The following is an 18131-nucleotide window of genomic DNA, read 5'->3' on the forward strand; positions in this document are numbered from 1 at the left end:
TCTTGATCGTCCGGTGCCCCGTCCGACTTGAGCGCAATTCGAACGATGTCACGCACGCCCGCAGAGGCGGTTGAAGTCCGCCACGTTGGCGCAGCGCTCGATCGCGTGGTTGTAGGTGACGATCCCGCGGTTCACGAGCTCCGCGAGGGACTGGTCCATCGCGATCATCCCGTGCTGCTTGCCCGCCTGGATCGAGGAGTACATCTGGTGGGTCTTGCCCTCGCGGATCAGGTTCTTGATGGCCGGCGTGGCGACCATCACCTCGACCGCGACAGCGCGCCCCGACCCGTTGGAGCGCTTGAGCAGCTGCTGGGTGACGACGCCATTCAGGGCGTTCGACAGCATCACGCGGATCTGCTCCTGCTGGTGGGGCGGGAACACGTCGATGATGCGGTCGATGGTCTGCGGGGCGTCCTGGGTGTGGAGCGTGCCGAAGACGAGGTGACCGGTCTCCGCGGCGGTGATCGCCAGCTGGATGGTCTCGAGGTCGCGCATCTCCCCGACGAGGATGACGTCGGGATCCTGGCGCAGGACGTGCTTCAGCGCCTGAGCGAAGCTGTGGGTGTCCTGGCCGAGCTCGCGCTGGTTCACCACCGACTTCTTGTGGTGGTGGAGGAACTCGATCGGGTCCTCGACGGTCATGATGTGTTGGGCGCGCTCGCGGTTCACGATGTCGATCAGCGATGCGAGGGTCGTCGACTTGCCCGAACCCGTCGGGCCGGTCACGAGCACGAGCCCGCGCGGCATGAACGCGAAGTTGCTCACCTGGGCGGGGATGCCGAGCTCCTCGAGCGGCTTGATCTCGAAGGGGATCACACGCATGACCGAGCCGATGGCCTCGCGCTGCTGGAAGATGTTGACGCGGAAGCGGCCGTACCCCGGGATGGAGTGCGACATGTCGAGCTCGAGCTCGTTCTCGAAGATCTCGCGCTGCTTCTGCGTCATGATCGAGTACAGCGCGTTGCGGAGCATGTCCGGCTCGAGGACGGGCACGTCGGGGAGGTGCTCGAGCTCGCCGTGGACCCGGATCGCCGGGGGGATGCCGACAGTGAGGTGGAGGTCCGATCCGCCGCGGTTGACCAGCTCGATGAGGGCCGCCTCGAGGTCGAAGCCGAGGGACTGCTCGTAGGCGAGTCGCTTGCTCTCCTGCATCGCGCTCTCGCGCCGCTCGGGGGCGGCGGTCGGTCCGGTGGGCGTGGACGCCGCGGCCATGCTCAGCCCCGCGGGGGGCTCCGCCGGGGCGGCGGCGCCGTCGAACCCGGGACCGGCCGGCTGGCCTGCACCGTCGACGGGGAGCTGCACGGTGCCGTCGGCGTCAGCGTCCGCGAGGTGCTCGATCGCCTCGGCGAGGGCGTCCTTGACCGCGAGGGCCGGGTGGGCCTCCAGCCCGGTGATCGCGGCGACCTGTGACAGCGCGGCGGAGTTGGCCGGGTCGGCCAGGGCCACCAGGACGCTGTCACACTGCCCGAACTGCCCCGGCAGGGCCATGAGCTGCCGCGCGACGTCGCGGGGCAGGAGGCGGGCGGCGGAGGGGTCGACCGATCCCGGCTTGACGTCGACGAACGGCAGGCCGATCTGGGTGGCGACCGCACCGACGATCTGCGCCTCGGTCGCCATGTTCAGCTCGATGAGGGTCCGGCCCAGGCTGGTCCCGTTGGCCATCCGGATGTGCTCGGCCTGCTCCAGCCGCTCGGGGGTCAGGACCCCGTGCTGGACCAGGACATCTCCCAAGGACTGAGTCATGCGTCTCCCCACAGTCACGGCCGTGGTCGTCGGTGCGAACGGTCATCACCCGGTGCGCGACCGGGTCGTCAGAGACCTCATCGGCCGGGAGGGCACCGGACTTGACCGTTTCCGCGTGGACGGGACAGCGCGGTACCGCCTGGAGGCGGTCCGACCGGGTCCCGGGGATGGTCTGTCGCCTTCGTCTCGCGGATCGGAACGAACCTGACAGACCTCGACGCGGGGGCCGTCGATCCACCGGAGGTCTGTCGCCTTCGTTGCGTGGACCGGAACGAACCTGACAGACCGCTCGACCTCCCACCCACCTGACAGACCTCGAGGCGTGGGCTCCGACCCCCCTCAGACGACCACGCGTCCGATCTCCTCGAGCGTGGTCTGGCCCAAGAGGACCTTGTGGAGCCCGTCCTCGCGGAGGGAGTGCAGGCCGTTGGCCTCCGCGGCCTTCGAGATCTCGTCGGTCGACGCCTTCTGGACGATCAGCCGCTCGATCTCCTCGTTGACCCGCATGATCTCGTGGATCGCCAGCCGCCCCCGGTACCCGGTGCTCCCGCAGTGCGAGCACCCGACTGGCCGGAAGAGGGGCGGGAAGCGGTCGAGGTCGGCCTCCTCGATCGGCAGGCCGGCGGCGCGGAGCTCGGACAGGGTCGGCTGGTACTGCTCCTTGCACTTGCTGCACAGCCGGCGCGCCAACCGCTGGGCCAGCACGCAGTCGGCGGCGGAGGCGACCAGGAACGGGTCGACGCCCATCTCGGTCAGGCGGGTCACCGCCGACGGGGCGTCGTTCGTGTGCAACGTCGACAGCACCAGGTGACCGGTCAACGCGGCCTCCAGCCCGATCTGTGCGGTCTCGTGGTCGCGCATCTCACCGACCAGCACGACGTCGGGGTCCTGGCGCAGGATCGACCGCAGCGCCATCGAGAACGTCAGCCCGGCCTTCTTGTTCACCTGCACCTGGCTGATGCCCGGCAGGCGGTACTCGACGGGGTCCTCGGTGGTGACGATGTTGATCTCGGGCCGCGAGATCTTGTTCAGGGTCGCGTACAGGGTGGTCGACTTCCCCGACCCGGTCGGGCCGGTGACCAGGATCAGCCCGTAGGGCTTGGTGAAGGACTCGCTGAACAGCTTGTAGTTGTGCTCGGTGAAGCCCAGGTCGGACAGGTCGAGCAGGATCGAGGACTTGTCCAGGATCCGCATGACGACCTTCTCGCCGTACACCGTCGGCAGGGTCGAGACGCGCAGGTCGATGTTCTTCGACGCCACCCGGATCGAGATGCGCCCGTCTTGGGGGACCCGCCGCTCGGCGATGTCGAGGTCCGCCATGATCTTCAGGCGGCTGACCACGCCGGCGTGGATCTTCCGCGACTGCGTGGTGATCTCGTGGAGCACGCCGTCGATGCGGTAGCGGACCCGCACCTCGGTCTCCTGCGGCTCGATGTGGATGTCCGAGGCCCGGTCCCCCACCGCCTGGCTGATCAGCGCGTTGACGAACTTGACGATCGGCGCGTCGTCGACGCCGGCGTCCTCGATGGCGGTGAGCTCGTCGTCCTCGTGCCCGACCTCGAGGTCGCTGCCGAGCTGGGCGACGGAGTCCCCGCCCATCGCCGCGTACCGGTCGAGCGCCGCGGTGATGTCCGAGCGGGTGGCGACGACGGGCTGGATCTCGCGGTCGCAGACGGTCCGCAGGTCGTCCAGTGCGATGACGTTGGAGGGATCGCTCATCGCGACCTTCAGGATCCAGCCGTCGGTGAAGCCGAACGGGAAGACGCTGTAGCGCCGGCACATCGCCTCGGGCACCAGGCTGGCGGCGACGTGGTCGACGTCCTCGCCCTCGAGCTCGACGAACTCGAGGCCGAGGTGGGTGGCGAGCGCGCTGACCAGGCCGGCCTCGGTGAATAGGCCCATCTCGATCAGGACCCGGCCGAGGGAGCGGCCGCGGCGCTGCTGCTCCTCACGAGCTGCGGCGAGGTCCTCCGCCGAGATCAGGCCCTCGTCGAGGAGGACGTCAGCGAGCTGTCGGGTGGACTGCACGGGCGGGGTCACGACCTCCCGGCGGTCGGGTCGGCGGCACCGCCGTCCACGCCGACCGCCAGGCGGTCGCGGGCGGCCTCGAAGAGCTCGACGAGCATGTGGCGTGCCGATTCGGGGTTCCGGGCGTCACCGGCGACGGACCGCACCTCGGCGGCCAGGCGCAGCTGGTGGTGGGCGCGGCGGGCGGACAGCTCCTCGCGTCCGGGGAGGACCTTGTTGACCAGCAGGATCCACGGGAGGTCGGAGGCGGCCTCGACCTGCTCGATGACGTCGGCGACCTCGTCGAAGGAGTCCGGGCGGGTGTCGTCGACCATGATCACGACCCCGAGGGTCCCCTCGCCCAGCGCCGCCCACAAGGGGTCCAGCCGGGGGTGGCCGGCGGTGCCGAGCAGCTCGACGTCGAGGCCGTCGTCCACGTGCATGCGGCCCACGTCCATGGCGAGGGCGGCCGGGTCGTCGTCGTCGAGGTCCAGGGCGGCGCGCGGCTCGGCCCGCGTGACGGCGGTGTCGGACAACGTCTGGATGAACGTCGTCTTACCCGCGCCGTAGGGACCCGTCACCACCACGGTCAGGGTGGGCGCGGTCACCGCCCCAGCCTCCCCGGACACCTCAGCCACCCCGGACACCCTCGATCAACCGGGTGAGCAGGTCGGAGCTGACCGTCGGCGGGGCGTCGGTCCCGTCCGCCGACGTCTCGGCCCTGGCGGCGGCCAGTGGCGAGCCGGGCGGCCCCCACCGCGGCACGACCGCGTCCGCTCCCCCATCCGCCCCCTCGACATCGTCCGCGTCGTCCGCGTCCTCGACATCCCCGTCGTCAACGGCCACCACCGCCTCGACGTCCACCTCGTCGTCGACCGCCGGCTCCTCCACACCCTCGCCCTCGAGCGCGGCGGCGACCGCAGCGCGACGCGAGGGGGCGGGGCTGGCCGGCGCAGGCGACGTCGGCGCGTCGTCCGGCGCGGGGGCGCCGAGCAGATCGTGCTCCAGAGCGGCCAGCGCGGCCTCGCGGTGCGCGGCCGAGGCGTCGGTCCCGTCCTCGTCGGTGGGCGCGATCAGGCCGTCGGCGACCATCTCGGCGAGACGCTGGGCGACGACGAGCCGGCTCTGGCCGCTGAGGCGGACCAGGTCGGCCACGGTGCGGGTGCCGTCGACGAGGGTGAGGATCCGCCACTGCTCGGCGTCCAGCTCGATCGTGCCGGAGGCGGCCAGCGGGGGACGGCACACCGCGACCAGGACCTGGTCGTCCGCGGGCACCTCGGCGGCGAGCTGCTCCCAGGTGGCCAGCCGGTCGCGGACGGCGTCGAGCACCTCGGTCGTGGCCAGCCCGGTGGCCGTGGGGGCGACCTCTGCGCCCGCGTCGAAGCTGAACTGGCCCGCGGCCCACCGCGCGAGCTCCACCACCGCGTCGGTCACCTGGTCGCGGATCAGTTCGGCCGCGCGGTCAGCGGCGATGCCCGCGTCGGCCAGCGCGGCGGCGACATCCCCCGACCCCACGTCCCCCGACCCCTCGTCCTCGCGCGCGTGTGCGCGCACGACGTCGGCGACCGCGTCGACGTCCAGCTCACCGCTGTGGACCAGCCGGGCGGCCAGCGGGGCGCGGGTGACGTCGGCGACCGCGAACGCGATGTCGCCCTGGCTGATCCAGATCCGCCCCTGGACATCGTCGTGAGAGACGTGCAGCACACCGGTCTTCCGCGTCGTCGCGAGCAGACCGAAGACGTCGGGCAGGGAGAACTCGGTCAGCGACCCCGCGAGCATTGTGGACCTTTCCGTGGGCGGACGGACTCGACATCGGCACCCTCAGGGCCCGACTTGAGCAGCCGCTGCCCACATCACCCCCTCCGGCGGGGCCTGGCCGGTCCACCGGGCGAACGCCGCCTCGGCCTGCCCGACCAACATGCCGATCCCGTCGACCGCGACGGCCCCCCGACGACCGGCCTCGGTGAGGAACGGGGACGCCGGCCCGTAGTTGAGGTCGAGGGCCACCTGCCCCTCCCCCAACCCCATCAGCTCCTCCGGCAGCCGCTCGCCGTGCCTGCCCAGCGGGGTCGCGTTCACGACCACCCGCGGCGGGTCGTCGTCCGCCATCTGCCCGCCCGCCCGCCGGGCCAGCGCCTCGACGTCGGCCGCGGCGTCCGCGCGTCGCGCTTCGACCCGGACCGCGGCGCCGATCCGGCCCAGCGCGACGGCGGCGGCACGGGCGGCCCCGCCGGCGCCGAACAGCGTCACAGGGTCACCCGCGGTCACCCCGCATTCGCCCAGGACGGCCATCAGCCCGGCCGCGTCGGTGTTGTCGGCCGCCAGCCGCCCGTCGGCGTCCCAGTAGAGGGTGTTGGCCGCGCCGATGAACTCGGCCTCCTCGGTGGCGGTCTCGGCGATCGCCAGCGCGGCGGCCTTGTGCGGGATCGTCACGTTGGCGCCGAGGAACCCGAGGGCGACGAGCCCCTCGATGGCCGCCGTGAACCCCTCCGGGGCGACGTCGAAGGCCAGGTACACCGCGTTCAGCCCGGCCGCGGCGATCGCCGCGGAGTGCAGCTGCGGCGAGATCGAGTGCCCCACCGGGTGGCCGAGCACGCACAGCAGTCGCGTGGCCGCGTCGGTCATGGCCCTGCACCCCAGTGTGTCGGTACGCCCGTCAACATGATGGGCGTACCGACACACCGACGGGCGTGCACGGCGACGCCACCGATCCGCGCCACGACGCCGCTCCCTACCCGCCGCGGATCTCGGCGATGGCCTGGTTGTGCTCCTCGAGGGTCTCGGAGAACCGGTGCTCGCCGGTCTCGGGGTTCTCGACGACGTAGTAGTAGAAGCCGGTGTCCGCCGGTCCGGCGGCGGCCTCGAGCGACGCGCGGCCGACCCCGGAGATCGGCGTGGGCGGCAGGCCCGGGTACACGTACGTCGACCACGGCGTGTCGAAGGAGTAGTCCTCGGTCAGCAGCCGGTCGGGCCGCTCACCCGTCGCGATCGTGATCCCGTAGACGACGGTGGCATCGATGTTGAGGGCGATGCCGTCCTCGATCCGGTTGTGGATGACCGAGGAGATGACCGGGCGCTCGTCGGCGACGCGAGCCTCCCGCTCGATCAGCGAGCCGAGGGTCAGGGTCTCGTACAGCGACAGGCCGTTGCGGGACGCCGCGCCGACCTCGTTCACCACCGCGTCGGTCTCCTGCACCAGGCGGGTCAGGACCTGCTCGGGGGCCTCCTCCACCGTGAACTCGTAGGTGTTGGGGAACAGCAGCCCCTCGAACGCCTCGGCGCCGTCGGGCAGCTCGCGGTCCGGCGGCACCCACTCGGGGATGGCGACCAGCGCCAGCGCCTCGCGGAGCTGCTCGACGGTGAACGGCGACCCCTCGGCGTCGGCGATCCGCTCGAGGGTCTGTGGGACGGTCAGGCCCTCGGGGATGGTGACCCGGAACACCTCCGCCCCGGCCGGCCCGGCGACGAGTTGGTCGAGCAGGTCGTCGGTGCTGGCCTGGGGGTCCAGGGTGTAGGTGCCCGGCTTGATCTGGCTGGCCCGGCCGCCGATGGACGCCGAGGCGGTGAACGCGCTGGCGGAGGCGACGACGCCGTTGTCCTCGAGGATCTGGGCGACCTCGCGGGCGCCGGTGCCCTCGGGGATCGTCAGCGTCACGGGCCCGTCGGCGAGCGCGACCTCGTCGCCGCCTCCCAGGCCGGCGTTCCACTGCTGGAAGGCGTAGTACCCGCCCCCGATCAGGGCGATCAGGAAGACGAGGAACACCTTTGAGGAGTTGGTCATGGGGGTGGCGGCTCGCTTGTCGGAGTCGTCGGGGGGCGGCTGTCCAGCCAGGATTGCAGCAGGACGCTGGCCGCGACCTGGTCCTTGTAGCCCTTGGTCTGGCGGGTGGTCTTGCCCGACGCGCGCAGCACCCGGTCCGCCTGGACGCTGGTGAGCCGCTCGTCGTGCAGGTGCACCACCGCCCCGACCTGCCGGAGCTGGTCGGCCAGCGCCTCGGCCATCTGCGTCGAACCAGTCTTCCGCCCCGCGAGGGATCGTGGCAAGCCCACCACCACGGCCACGCAGCCGAGGTCGTCGTGGACGGCCTTCACCCGCTGCGCCGCACCCCGCCCACCGGCCACCGTCGAGTGCGGGGTGGCGACCAGCCGGTCGGGGTCGCTGACCGCCAGGCCGATCCGCGTGGTGCCCGGGTCGACCCCGAGCACCCGACCCGGCCGGGTCACGCCGACCGTCACGGTCAGGCCTGCAGGCGCGACCGGGCCTCGGCGGCGGCGACCTGGACGGCCTCGGCGACCTTCGAGCCGTCCTTGCCGCCGGCCTGGGCGTCGTCGCCCGTCCCGCCCGCGCCGCCCCCGACGACCGTGGCGCCGGGCCGCAGCACGTCGGCGGCCTGGGTGCCCGCCTCCACGACGTCGGCGGACAGCGCGGCGAGGAGCTGGGCCTTGCCGTCGGCCTTCATCGTCCCCAGCACCACCGCACCGCGGCCGATGCGGTTGCGCAGGTCGAGGGCGAGGGTGCGGAGCGCGTCGTGGTCCGCGCCGGCGATCACGCCGGACACCACGCGGGCGTCGCCCACGGCCTCGGCATCGGCGAGCAGCTGGTCGGCCTGGGCCAGGACGGCCTCCTCACGGGCCCTCGCGAGCTGCTTCTCGACATCGCGGACCCGCGCCATCAGCTCCTCGACGCGGGCGGGCACGTCCTCGGACGGCACCTTCAGGATCCGCGCGACGGACTGGGCGATCAGGCGCTCCTTCGACAGGTGCCCGAACGCCTCTGGCCCGGTCAGCGCCTGGATTCGTCTGACGTTGTTCGCGATCGACCCCTCGTCGAGGACGGTGAACAGCCCAACCTCGCCGGCGGAGTGGACGTGGGTGCCGCCGCACAGCTCCTTCGAGTACTCCTCGATGGTGACGACGCGGACGGTGTCGCCGTACTTCTCCCCGAACAGGGCGGTCGCCCCGGTGCTGCGGGCCTCCTCCTGGCTCATCAGGCGGGTCTGCACCTCGGGGTTGTCGGCGATGCGGTCGTTGACCAACCCCTCGAGCTCGGCCAGCTGGTCGCTCGAGATCGCCTCGAAGTGGGGGAAGTCGAAGCGGAAGTGGCCGGCGTCGATCGCCGAGCCGGCCTGGGCGGCGTGGTCGCCGAGCATCTCGCGGATCGTGGCGTGGAGGATGTGGGTGGCGGTGTGCCCCCGGCGGATGGAGGTGCGCCGGTCGTGGTCGATCTCGGCCTCGGCGTCCTCGCCGGTGGCGACCTCGCCCGCGACGACGGTGCCGGTGTGGACGATCAGCCCCTCGGCGGGGGTCGTGGTGTCGGTGACCTGGATGCGCCCGGTCGGGGTGGTGATCACACCGTGGTCGCCGAGCTGGCCGCCGCCCTCGGCGTAGAAGGGGGTGCGGCGCAGGACGACCTGGACCTCGTCGCCCTCCTGGGCGCGGTCGACCAGCCCGCCGCCGGCGATCAGGGCCGCGACCGCGGAGGTGTCGGACTCCCGCTCGTAGCCGGTGAACTCCACGCCGCCGGCCGCGGACGCGGCCTGCTTGTACACGTCGGTGCTGACGCCCTCGCGCCCGGCCTTCGTCGCGGCGCGGGCGCGGGCCCGCTGGGCGTCCATGTGCTCGGCGAACGCGTCGCGGTCGAGGGTGACGCCCTGCTCGGCGGCGATCTCGATGGTCAGGTCGACGGGGAAGCCGTAGGTGTCGTGGAGGGTGAAGGCGGTCTGGGCGTCGAGCGCGGAGCCCTCGGTGGCCTTGGCGGTCTCGATCGCGCTGTCCAGCATCGACAGGCCGGAGCGGAGGGTCGCGGCGAACGTGTCCTCCTCGGCCTGGGCGACCTTGGTGATCAGCGTCGCCTGGGCCTTCAGGTCCGGGTAGTGGTCACCGTAGGTGTCGATGACCGCACCGGTCATCGTCGGCATGATCGGGTCGTCCAGCCCGAGCTTCCGGGCGGAGTTGACCACCCGGCGCAGCAGGCGGCGGAGGACGTAACCGCGGCCCTCGTTGGCCGGCAGGACCCCGTCCCCGATGAGGAAGGCGGTGGCGCGGGCGTGCTCGGCGATCACCCGCAGCCAGACATCCGAGGGTGTCGCCCCCTCCCCGAACTGGCCGGTGTAGGGCGTGGACGTCAGCTCGCTGGCCAGGTCCACGAGCGGCCGGAACTCGTCGGTGTCGAACAGGGTCGGCACGTCCTGCAGCAGCATCGCGACGCGCTCGAGGCCCGATCCGGTGTCGACGTTCTGCTTCGGGAGGGTCCCGACGATCGAGTCCGACCCCTTCAGCTCGGGGTTGCCCCGCCCGTCGGTCTCGTACTGCATGAACACGAGGTTCCAGTACTCGGTGTACCGGGTCTCGTCGACGACCGGTCCGCCCTCGGCACCGTGCTCCGGCCCGCGGTCGTAGAAGATCTCGGTGCACGGCCCGCACGGGCCCGGCCCGCCGGTGGACCAGAAGTTGTCCTTCGCGTCGCGCCGCTGGATCCGGGCCGCGGGGATGTCGGTCTCGGACAGCCACAGCTGCTCGGCCTCGTCGTCGGACTCGTACACCGTCGCCCACAGCCGCTCGGGGTCGAAGCCCAGCCCGCCCTCGGACGCCGGGGTGACCGACAGCTCGTAGGCCCAGCGGATCGCCTCGGCCTTGAAGTAGTCGCCGAAGCTGAAGTTGCCCAGCATCTCGAAGAACGTGAGGTGGCGGGTCGTCCGCCCGACGTTCTCGATGTCGTTGGTCCGCGCGACCTTCTGGATCGTCGCCGCCCTCGGGTGCTCGGGGGTCGCCTCGCCCAGGAAGTAGGGCTTGAACGGGACCATGCCGGCGACGGTCAGCAGCAGCGTCGGGTCCTGCGGGATCAGGCTGGCGCTGGGCAGCACGCGGTGGTCGCGGGCCCGGAAGAACTCCAGGAAGGACGAGCGGATCTGGGCGGTCTGCATCCCCGCAAGCCTAGGCGGCATAGCGTGGCGGGCATGCGCATCGCCGGACTGCCGTTGCCCTCCCCCTCCCGCGCCTCGCGCGCGGAGGCGACGACGCTCCTCGAGCTCGACCTCACCCGGGGCCTGGTGGAGGCGCCGCCGAGCACCCCGCTGCAGGCGCTGCGCGAGCGGGGCACCCCGAGCCTGCGCTCGGTCATCGATGCGCTGCGGCGGGCCGCGGACGACGAGCGCGTTGGCGGGCTGGTCGCCCACGTCGGCGGAGCCGAGCTGACCTTCGCCCAGGCCGGTGAGCTCCGGAGCGCCGTCGCGGCCTTCCGCGCGTCGGGCCGGACGGCGGTGTGCTGGACCGAGAGCTTCGGGGAGTGGGGACCGGGCAACGTCACCTACCACCTGGCCTGCGCCTTCGAGGAGATCTGGCTACAGCCCTCCGGCGACGTCGGGCTGACCGGCGTCGTCGCCGGCGCGGTGTTCCTGCGCGGCGCGCTCGACAAGCTGGACGTGGAGCCGCAGATCGGCCAGCGCCACGAGTACAAGACCGCCGCGGACACGTTCCTCCGCACCGAGATGTCCGACGCGCACCGCGAGATGGCCGAGCGGCTGGCCGCGTCCGCCACCGAGTTCCTGGTCGCCGACGTCGCCGCGGACCGCGGCCTGACGCCCGAGCAGGTCCGGGCGGTGATCGACGAGGCGCCGGTGACCGGCGAGCGGGCCGTGGAGCTCGGCCTGGTCGACCGGCTCGGCTACCGCCACGACGTCTACGCGGCGCTGCGCGAGCGGCTGGGGGGCGGGACCGGGGCGGGGTCCGGGTCCGGTGACGTCGAGCTCAAGTACGTCGAGCGCTACGGCAAGGGTGTGGGGGCCGCCATCAAGGCGACCGCGACCAGAGGCCGACCTGTCATCGCCGTCGTGCAGGGGTCGGGGACCATCCACCTGGGCCGGTCCAACGCCTCCCCGCTGGCCCGCTCGGAGTCCATCGGCGCGGACACCTTCGGCGCGGCCCTCCGCGCGGCCGGGCGGGACGACGACGTCAAGGCCGTGGTGGTCCGGGTCGACTCCGGGGGCGGGTCCTACGTCGCCTCCGACGCGATCCGCCGGGAGGTCCTGGCCCTCCGGGAGGCCGGGACGCCAGTGATCGCGTCGATGGGCTCGGTCGCCGCGTCAGGTGGCTACTTCATCGCGATGGCCGCCGACGAGGTGCTGGCGGACGCCGGGACGCTGACTGGGTCGATCGGGGTGCTGGCCGGCAAGCAGGTGCTCGCCGAGGCCCTCGGGCGGATCGGCGTGAACGTCCAGAGCGTGTCGACGGGCCGGTACGCCGAGATGTTCTCGAGTCAGCGGCGCTTCACCGACGAGGAGTGGGCGCGGCTCGGCGAGTGGCTCGACCGGGTCTACGACGACTTCACCGCCAAGGCGGCCGCGGACCGGGGCATGGGTGTCGAGGACCTGCGCGCGGTCGCCCGCGGGCGGGTCTGGACCGGCGCGGACGCCCAGCGGCACGGGCTGGTCGACATCCTCGGCGGGTTGGACGACGCGGTCGGGCGGGCCTGCGCGCGAGCCGGCCTGGACCGGCGCGACGTCGAGGTCAGGCCGTTCCCCCGCTCGAACGCGCTGGCCCGGATGATGCCGGCGGAGAACTCCGACCACCCGGCGGCGATGACCGCGTCGCTCGCGGGCGCGGCCGGGTCGTGGCACGCGCTGTTGGAGGTACTCGGCCTGCCGCCGGTCGGGGTCCTGAGCATGCCGGTGCGGTGGCAGCTGCGGTGAGGCGTCGCGGGGGGTTCGGGGTCCTCCTCGTGCTGGCGCTCGCCGTGGTCGTGGCGGCGTGCAGCGGTGGCGGGTCCGAGGATGTCGCCGACCGTCCGCCCGACCTCGAGTCCGTCGGGACCGAGGCGTGGATGGGCGAGGGCGTCGACCCCGGCGCGACCGCGGTGCAGCCGGGCCCCTCCAGCGAGGACCCGACGGCGGCCGGCGAGGTCGAGGTGCCCACCGGGCCGGCGTCAGCCCCGCCCCCCGCCGGCGGCGACGCCGCCCCGGTCGATCCCTCCACCGACGTGGCGGCGATCGTCGCATCGATGACCGTCGAGCAGAAGGTCGGTCAGCTGTTCACCGCGACGGTGATCGGCGATGACGCGGTGTCGGTGTCGGACGCCGCCGCGACGGCGAACCAGGCCCTGTACGGCGTCGCGACCCCGGCGGAGGTCGTGGAGCGCTACCACCTCGGCGGCGTCGCGTACTTCGCCCACGACCAGGGTCCGGGCACCTCGAACGTCGCCGACCCGGTCCGCACCGCCGCGCTGTCCGCCGGGCTGCAGCAGGCCGCCGCGGCCGGCTCCGGCATCGGGTTGCTCATCGGCGCGGACCAGGAGGGCGGCCCCGTCGTGCGCCTGCGGTCGCCCGTGACCGTGTTCCCCTCCGCCCGGGACGTCGCCCGCACCGGCGACGTCGACCTGGCCCGCGAGGTCGGGCAGGTCACCGGCACCGAGATGCGGGCAGTCGGGGTCAACTGGGTCTACGCGCCGGTCGCCGACGTCAACGTCAACCCGTCCAACCCGGTGATCGGCGAGCGGGCGTTCGGCACCTCCGCCGACGCGGTCGTCCCGTTCGTCCGCGCGACAGCTGAGGGGTTGGCCGCCGGCGGGGTCCTGCCGACCCTCAAGCACTTCCCCGGGCACGGCGACACCGACATCGACAGCCACTCGAGCCTGCCGACCATCACACACGACGCGGCGACGCTCGAGTCGGTCGACTGGCCGCCGTTCGCCCTCGCCGAGGAGCTGGCACCGATCAGCGTGATGGTCGGCCACCTGGCCGTCCCCTCCCTCGACCCCTCCGGACGTCCCGCGACGATCTCCGCCGACATCCTGTCGGTGCTGCGCGACGACGCGGGTGCCGGAGGTCAGGGGGACGGCGGGCTGGGCTTCGACGGGCTGGTCGTCACCGACGCGATGAACATGGGGGCGCTGACGGGGTTCGGCGACGCCGGGTCGCTGGCGGTCGACGCGATCGTCGCCGGGGTCGACGTCGTGCTGATGCCGAGCGACCTGCCCGTGGCCTGGGAGGCGGTGCGGGCCGCGGTCGAGTCCGGTGAGATCAGCGCGGCGCGGCTCGACGAGGCGGTCACCAGGATCCTCGAGGCCAAGGCCGCCATCGGCGTGCTCGACGCGCGCGCCGCCGGCGGGGGGATCGACCCGTCCGTGCTCGGGACGCCAGCCCACGCCGATGTGCGGGCCCGCGTCGAGGCGGCCTGCGGGTGCTGATCCCGCCCGGCTACCGCGCCAGCGACCCGGTCAGGTCCGCGCCGTCCGCCGACGTGGCGATGCAGGTCAGCCCCCGGTCACCCTGCTGCCAGCTGCCGAAGGTCGGCGACAGCCAGACGACGTCGAGGTGGCCCGCGGCCGCCTCGACGAAGAAGTCGAGTCCCGTGTAGGCCTCGAACTCAGGCAGGCACAGGTCGACGGCCTCGTCCTCCACGCCCAGGACCGGGAAGGCCGCGTCGTCGTCACCTGGCAGCTCGGTGACGAAGAACACCTCGCCGCCGTGGGCCTGGTCGCAGGGGACCGTGTCGAGGGAGGTGATCTCCGCCATCTCCTCGGGGACCTGGACGCAGTCGCCGGCCGACAGCCGGTCCACGTCCCGGGACGTGCTGATCACCCCGGTCGTCTGGAGCACGATCACCCCGCTGACGATCACGACCACCACTAGACCGGCGATCAGCCACCCCCTCCCCCGCCTCCGCTGCGGGGGCTGCGGCGGTGGCCCGTACGCCCCCGGCCGGTAGCCGCCCTGGTGGACGAACCCCTCCGGAGGCCCGCCCTGCGGCGGGTACGCGCCTGGTGGGACTCCCTGAGGCGCCCAACCCTGCTGCGTGGGGCTGGGCTGGTGCGGGGAGCTGGGCTGCTGGTCGCCCCAGCCCACCTGTGCACCCCAGCCCTGATCTCCGGCCCCCGGCTGTGGCGGCGGGTTGCCGCCCGGCGGCTGTGACATCTGCGACCCCTCGACGTGGACGGTGGTGACGATAGGGCACCGATCCGCCGCCGATAGGGTTGTCGCCCGTGCTCGATGTCGTGACGCTGACAGCCCGGGTCGCCGCGCACCGGCCCACGGCGCACCCCGAGGCGTGGGCGTCGACGGCGCTGATCCTGGGCGACGGCGGCGACGGCCCGGAGGTCCTGTTCATCCGCCGGGTCACCCGTGCAGGCGACCGGTGGTCCGGCGACATGGCCCTGCCGGGCGGGAAGGTCGACCCGGGTGACGCCGACGTCGTCGCGGCCGCGGCCCGGGAGGCGTTCGAGGAGACCCGCGTGACCGTCGGCGACCCCGTCGGCCGCCTGGACGACCAGCAGGCGCGGGCGTTCACCGAGCGGATCGCCACGGTCGTGTTCACCGTCGACGGCCTGCCCGAGCCGGTCCCCGAGCCCGCCGAGGTCGCGGACGCCATGTGGCTGCCGGTCGCCGCGCTGGCCGATCCGGCGCACCGCACCTGGTACCGCTACGGCGGGGTCGTCCCCTTCCCCTCCCTCACCATCGGCGAGCACATGATCTGGGGCCTGACCCACCGGATCATCACCCACTTCCTGTCCGTCGCCGGGATCACCTGACCCCTTGGGAGGTGCCGGGCCGTCGCCACCGTGTCGGTCATTCGCCGACTCCGGAGCCGCGGCTGCGCGGCACGCCGTGCACGACGTCGGGGATCGGCAGGGCCTCGGCGGTGATGTCGACGCCGTCGGCGTCGTGGAACGACACGGTGCCGATCTCGAAGCCCTCGTCCTCGCTGCCGCCCTCGAGGGCGTGCAGGCGGAGGGTCCGCAGGTCCGCGGGGAGGGGGATGAACAGCGCCCAGCCCTCGAAGGCCTGGACGGCGGTGACGGCGTCGGTGGGGATGCCGATGTCGACCCGGCCGACCGCCGTGCCGGTGCGGGTCACGTAGTCGTTGGCAACCACCTGGTCGGTGCCGGTGCCGGTGAGCTCGTCCGCCACGAGCAGCTCCCCGGACGCGTCGAAGTCGCAGACGACCGTCAGGGCGATCTGGTCCCCGTCGACCTCCTGGGGCCCGGTCCGCGTCATCGTGTACCCGACCCCGGGCAGCTCGACGACCGGTGAGTCCACCGGCACCTCCAGCCACCGCGACTGCTGGTCGACGCCGCAGCTGCCGTCGTCGTCGGGGACCGCGTCGACGACCGCCGCGGTGCGGACGTCGGCGGGCAGGCCCGAGGGGTCGGCGACGGCGTCCGCCACGGCCGCGGCGTCAGCCGCCGGCAGATCCCCACCGCCCGCGGGCAGCAGCAGCAGTCGCGGACCACCGCCGCCGCAGCCGGCCAGCGCCAGGACCAGGCCGACCACGACCGCGCAGCCCCCGCGGAGACAGGACGCGACCACGGCCTGCTCAGTAGTGGTAGGGGACGGCCGACCAGTCGGGGTCGCGCTTCTCGAGGACCGCGTCCCGACCCTCGGCGGCCTCGTCGGTCCTGTACGCGAGGCGGGTGGCCTCGCCGGCGAAGACCTGCTGGCCGACCATCCCGTCGTCGGCGAGGTTGAACGCGAACTTCAGCATGCGCTGGGCCGTCGGGGACTTCCCCAGGATCGTGCGCCCCCACTCGAGCGCGACGACCTCGAGATGGTCGTGGTCGACGACGCGGTTGACCGCGCCCATGTGGTGCATCTGCTCGGCGGTGTACGCCTCGCCGAGGAAGAAGATCTCGCGGGCGAACTTCTGGCCGACCTGGCGGGCCAGGTAGGCCGAGCCGTAGCCGGCGTCGAAGCTGCCGACGTCGGCGTCGGTCTGCTTGAACCTCCCGTGCTCGCGGCTGGCGAGGGTCAGGTCGCAGACCGCGTGCAGGGAGTGCCCCCCACCGGCCGCCCAGCCCGACACCACGCAGATCACGACCTTGGGCATGGTCCGGATCAGCCGCTGCACCTCGAGGATGTGGAGGCGTCCCGACCGGGCCGGGTCGATCGACTCCGCGGTCTCTCCCTCGGCGTAGCGGTAGCCGTCACGTCCGCGGATGCGCTGGTCGCCGCCGGAGCAGAACGCCCAGCCGCCGTCCTTCGGGGACGGTCCGTTGCCGGTCAGCAGGACGCAGCCGACCTCGCTCGACCTCCGCGCGTGGTCGAGGGCGGTGTACAGCTCGTCGACGGTGCGCGGGCGGAAGGCGTTGCGGACCTCCGGGCGGTCGAACGCGATCCGCACGACCGTCCCGCGCCCCCGCGCCCCGCGGCCGAGCACCTCCGCGCTGCGGTGGTACGTGATGTCGGTGAAGTCGAACCCCTCCACCGGCTCCCAGGCGGCGGCGTCGAAGATCTCTGAGACCATCGGGGAGGGGGAGGGTCAGGACCGGCGGGTGCGGGCCAGCAGCCCGGCGCCGATGAGGAGCGACATGCCGACCAGCCCGGCGAGGGCGGCCACGGGTGCGCCGGTGTCGGCGAGCCCGGTGGGGCCCTGCTCGTCGTCGGCCCCCTCGTCGGACGCCTCCTCGGTCGCCTCGTCCCCCGTCGCCTCGTCTGTCGGCTCCTCGCTGCCCTCCTGGGATGCCGGTTCCGCGGACGGCTCGTCGGCGGGCTCCTCAGACGGCTCCTCCGAGCGTGCCTCGTCGGAGGGGACGATCTCGATCGTGCCGGTGATCGCGCCGTCGGGGCTCGTGAAGGTCGAGGTGATCACGCCGCTGAAGGTGATCGTGAACGTCCCGTTCGGGACCAGGTCGCCGGAGTCCCACCGCCCGGCGTCGTCCACCAGCCGCACCTCGCCGTCAGTGGTGTTCGTGAAGACGATCGGCTCGTCGATCCCGGCGACGACCGGATCGGGGTCGATGCCGTCGTCGGTGATGGACACCGCGACGTCCGCGGAGGCCGCGGTCGGGACGAGGAGCAGGGCGGCGGTCACGAGCGACAGCAGCACGAGGGCGCGGTGGCGGAGCATGGGCCCCGCAGTGTACGGAACGCGCCCCCTCCCGCAGCAGCCGTCCGCACCTGGTCGGAGAGCCAGGCCCGTGAGCCCGGGCGGTCCCGCATCCCTCACCCCCCGTGACCGTCCGCTAGCCTGCGGTGGCCGTGACCGAGCAGACCCCCCGCCGCTGCCTGTTGGTCGACGACGACGACGCCATGCGGATGCTGGTGCGCCTGCACCTCGAGGGTGTGGACGCCGACGTCGTGACCGCGGCGAGCGTGCCGGCGGGCTGTGAGCTGGTCGACGCCGAGGACCCGTCCTTCGCGATGGTCGTCGCCGACCACCGGATGCCGGGCACGGCGGACGGGGTGGACCTGCTCCGCCACGCCCGGGATCGCGATCCCGCGACGAGGCTGGTGCTGCTCAGCTCCCACTTCGCGCCGGAGACGGTCGCGGCCGCGGAGGCGCTGGGCGCGACGGTCGTCGACAAGGCAGATGCCGACCGGGTCGCCCGGCTGTGGGCGGCGGCGGATGACGGTGGGGGACCCACGGGCCCCGGCCCCTGACCTGGACAGGAA

At 73.0% G+C, this 18131-nt stretch carries 16 protein-coding genes; 4 read left to right on the forward strand and 12 right to left on the reverse strand.

Annotated elements, in window-relative coordinates; all coding sequences use genetic code 11:
- Window positions 1–48: 48 nt before the first annotated feature.
- The 8 genes from ACEQ2X_RS06835 to alaS all read right to left on the reverse strand — a co-directional run bounded on the left by ACEQ2X_RS06835 (window position 49) and on the right by alaS (window position 10673).
- Window positions 49–1743, reverse strand: coding sequence for a PilT/PilU family type 4a pilus ATPase (locus ACEQ2X_RS06835; protein WP_370325045.1), 1695 nt, complete (start codon window positions 1741–1743; stop codon window positions 49–51).
- A 339-nt stretch (window positions 1744–2082) separates the two neighbouring features.
- The gene (locus tag ACEQ2X_RS06840; protein ID WP_370325046.1) at window positions 2083–3771 is read right to left on the reverse strand and encodes a GspE/PulE family protein; all 1689 of its coding nucleotides are present in this window, start codon (window positions 3769–3771) and stop codon (window positions 2083–2085) included.
- Between the two features lie 8 nt (window positions 3772–3779).
- Complete coding sequence (locus tag ACEQ2X_RS06845) at window positions 3780–4358, reverse strand: hypothetical protein (protein WP_370325047.1); 579 nt, start codon at window positions 4356–4358, stop codon at window positions 3780–3782.
- A 22-nt stretch (window positions 4359–4380) separates the two neighbouring features.
- Window positions 4381–5529 (reverse strand): DUF4388 domain-containing protein, encoded by a 1149-nt coding sequence (locus ACEQ2X_RS06850; protein ID WP_370325048.1) that lies wholly within the window; start codon window positions 5527–5529, stop codon window positions 4381–4383.
- 42 nt (window positions 5530–5571) lie between these two features.
- Window positions 5572–6375, reverse strand: a complete 804-nt coding sequence (locus ACEQ2X_RS06855; protein WP_370325049.1) for a shikimate dehydrogenase — start codon at window positions 6373–6375, stop codon at window positions 5572–5574.
- A 106-nt stretch (window positions 6376–6481) separates the two neighbouring features.
- Entirely contained in the window at window positions 6482–7531 is a 1050-nt protein-coding gene (mltG, locus tag ACEQ2X_RS06860; protein WP_370325050.1) for an endolytic transglycosylase MltG, read from the reverse strand.
- On the reverse strand, window positions 7528–7974 hold the full coding sequence (ruvX, locus tag ACEQ2X_RS06865; protein ID WP_370325051.1) for a Holliday junction resolvase RuvX: 447 nt from the start codon (window positions 7972–7974) through the stop codon (window positions 7528–7530). The genes mltG and ruvX overlap by 4 nt, the downstream gene beginning before the upstream one ends.
- Before the next feature lie 14 nt (window positions 7975–7988).
- A complete protein-coding gene (gene alaS, locus ACEQ2X_RS06870) occupies window positions 7989–10673 on the reverse strand; it encodes an alanine--tRNA ligase (protein ID WP_370325052.1) in 2685 nt (894 codons plus the stop codon).
- Between the two features lie 33 nt (window positions 10674–10706).
- Here alaS and sppA point away from each other — a divergent pair, with 33 nt between their 5' ends.
- Together sppA and ACEQ2X_RS06880 are read left to right on the forward strand one after the other, a co-directional pair.
- Window positions 10707–12437 carry a signal peptide peptidase SppA gene (gene sppA, locus ACEQ2X_RS06875; protein ID WP_370325053.1) on the forward strand — a complete coding sequence of 577 codons (1731 nt, stop codon included), beginning with the start codon at window positions 10707–10709 and terminating at the stop codon, window positions 12435–12437.
- Complete coding sequence (locus ACEQ2X_RS06880; RefSeq protein WP_370325054.1) at window positions 12422–13930, forward strand: glycoside hydrolase family 3 protein; 1509 nt, start codon at window positions 12422–12424, stop codon at window positions 13928–13930. Before sppA ends, ACEQ2X_RS06880 begins: the two co-directional genes overlap by 16 nt.
- A 10-nt stretch (window positions 13931–13940) precedes the next feature.
- On the opposite strand, the gene ACEQ2X_RS06885 is transcribed toward ACEQ2X_RS06880, so the two are convergent.
- Window positions 13941–14657 (reverse strand): septum formation family protein, encoded by a 717-nt coding sequence (locus ACEQ2X_RS06885; RefSeq protein WP_370325055.1) that lies wholly within the window; start codon window positions 14655–14657, stop codon window positions 13941–13943.
- Between the two features lie 68 nt (window positions 14658–14725).
- Between ACEQ2X_RS06885 and ACEQ2X_RS06890 the strand changes: the two genes are divergently transcribed.
- Window positions 14726–15271, forward strand: coding sequence for a CoA pyrophosphatase (locus ACEQ2X_RS06890; protein WP_370325056.1), 546 nt, complete (start codon window positions 14726–14728; stop codon window positions 15269–15271).
- Between the two features lie 37 nt (window positions 15272–15308).
- Here the strand turns inward: ACEQ2X_RS06890 and ACEQ2X_RS06895 are convergent, their stop codons facing one another.
- Genes ACEQ2X_RS06895 through ACEQ2X_RS06905 form a run of 3 tightly spaced genes read right to left on the reverse strand, consistent with a single transcriptional unit; the run spans window position 15309 to window position 17586 of the window.
- A complete protein-coding gene (locus tag ACEQ2X_RS06895; protein ID WP_370325057.1) occupies window positions 15309–16049 on the reverse strand; it encodes a hypothetical protein in 741 nt (246 codons plus the stop codon).
- Between the two features lie 7 nt (window positions 16050–16056).
- A complete protein-coding gene (locus ACEQ2X_RS06900) occupies window positions 16057–16983 on the reverse strand; it encodes a 1,4-dihydroxy-2-naphthoyl-CoA synthase (protein WP_370325058.1) in 927 nt (308 codons plus the stop codon).
- A gap of 15 nt (window positions 16984–16998) precedes the next feature.
- On the reverse strand, window positions 16999–17586 hold the full coding sequence (locus tag ACEQ2X_RS06905) for a hypothetical protein (protein ID WP_370325059.1): 588 nt from the start codon (window positions 17584–17586) through the stop codon (window positions 16999–17001).
- A gap of 131 nt (window positions 17587–17717) precedes the next feature.
- Here ACEQ2X_RS06905 and ACEQ2X_RS06910 point away from each other — a divergent pair, with 131 nt between their 5' ends.
- The gene (locus ACEQ2X_RS06910) at window positions 17718–18119 is read left to right on the forward strand and encodes a response regulator (RefSeq protein ID WP_370325060.1); all 402 of its coding nucleotides are present in this window, start codon (window positions 17718–17720) and stop codon (window positions 18117–18119) included.
- Window positions 18120–18131 lie beyond the last annotated feature (12 nt).

The organism is Euzebya sp., from assembly GCF_964222135.1.
GTDB lineage: Bacteria > Actinomycetota > Nitriliruptoria > Euzebyales > Euzebyaceae > Euzebya.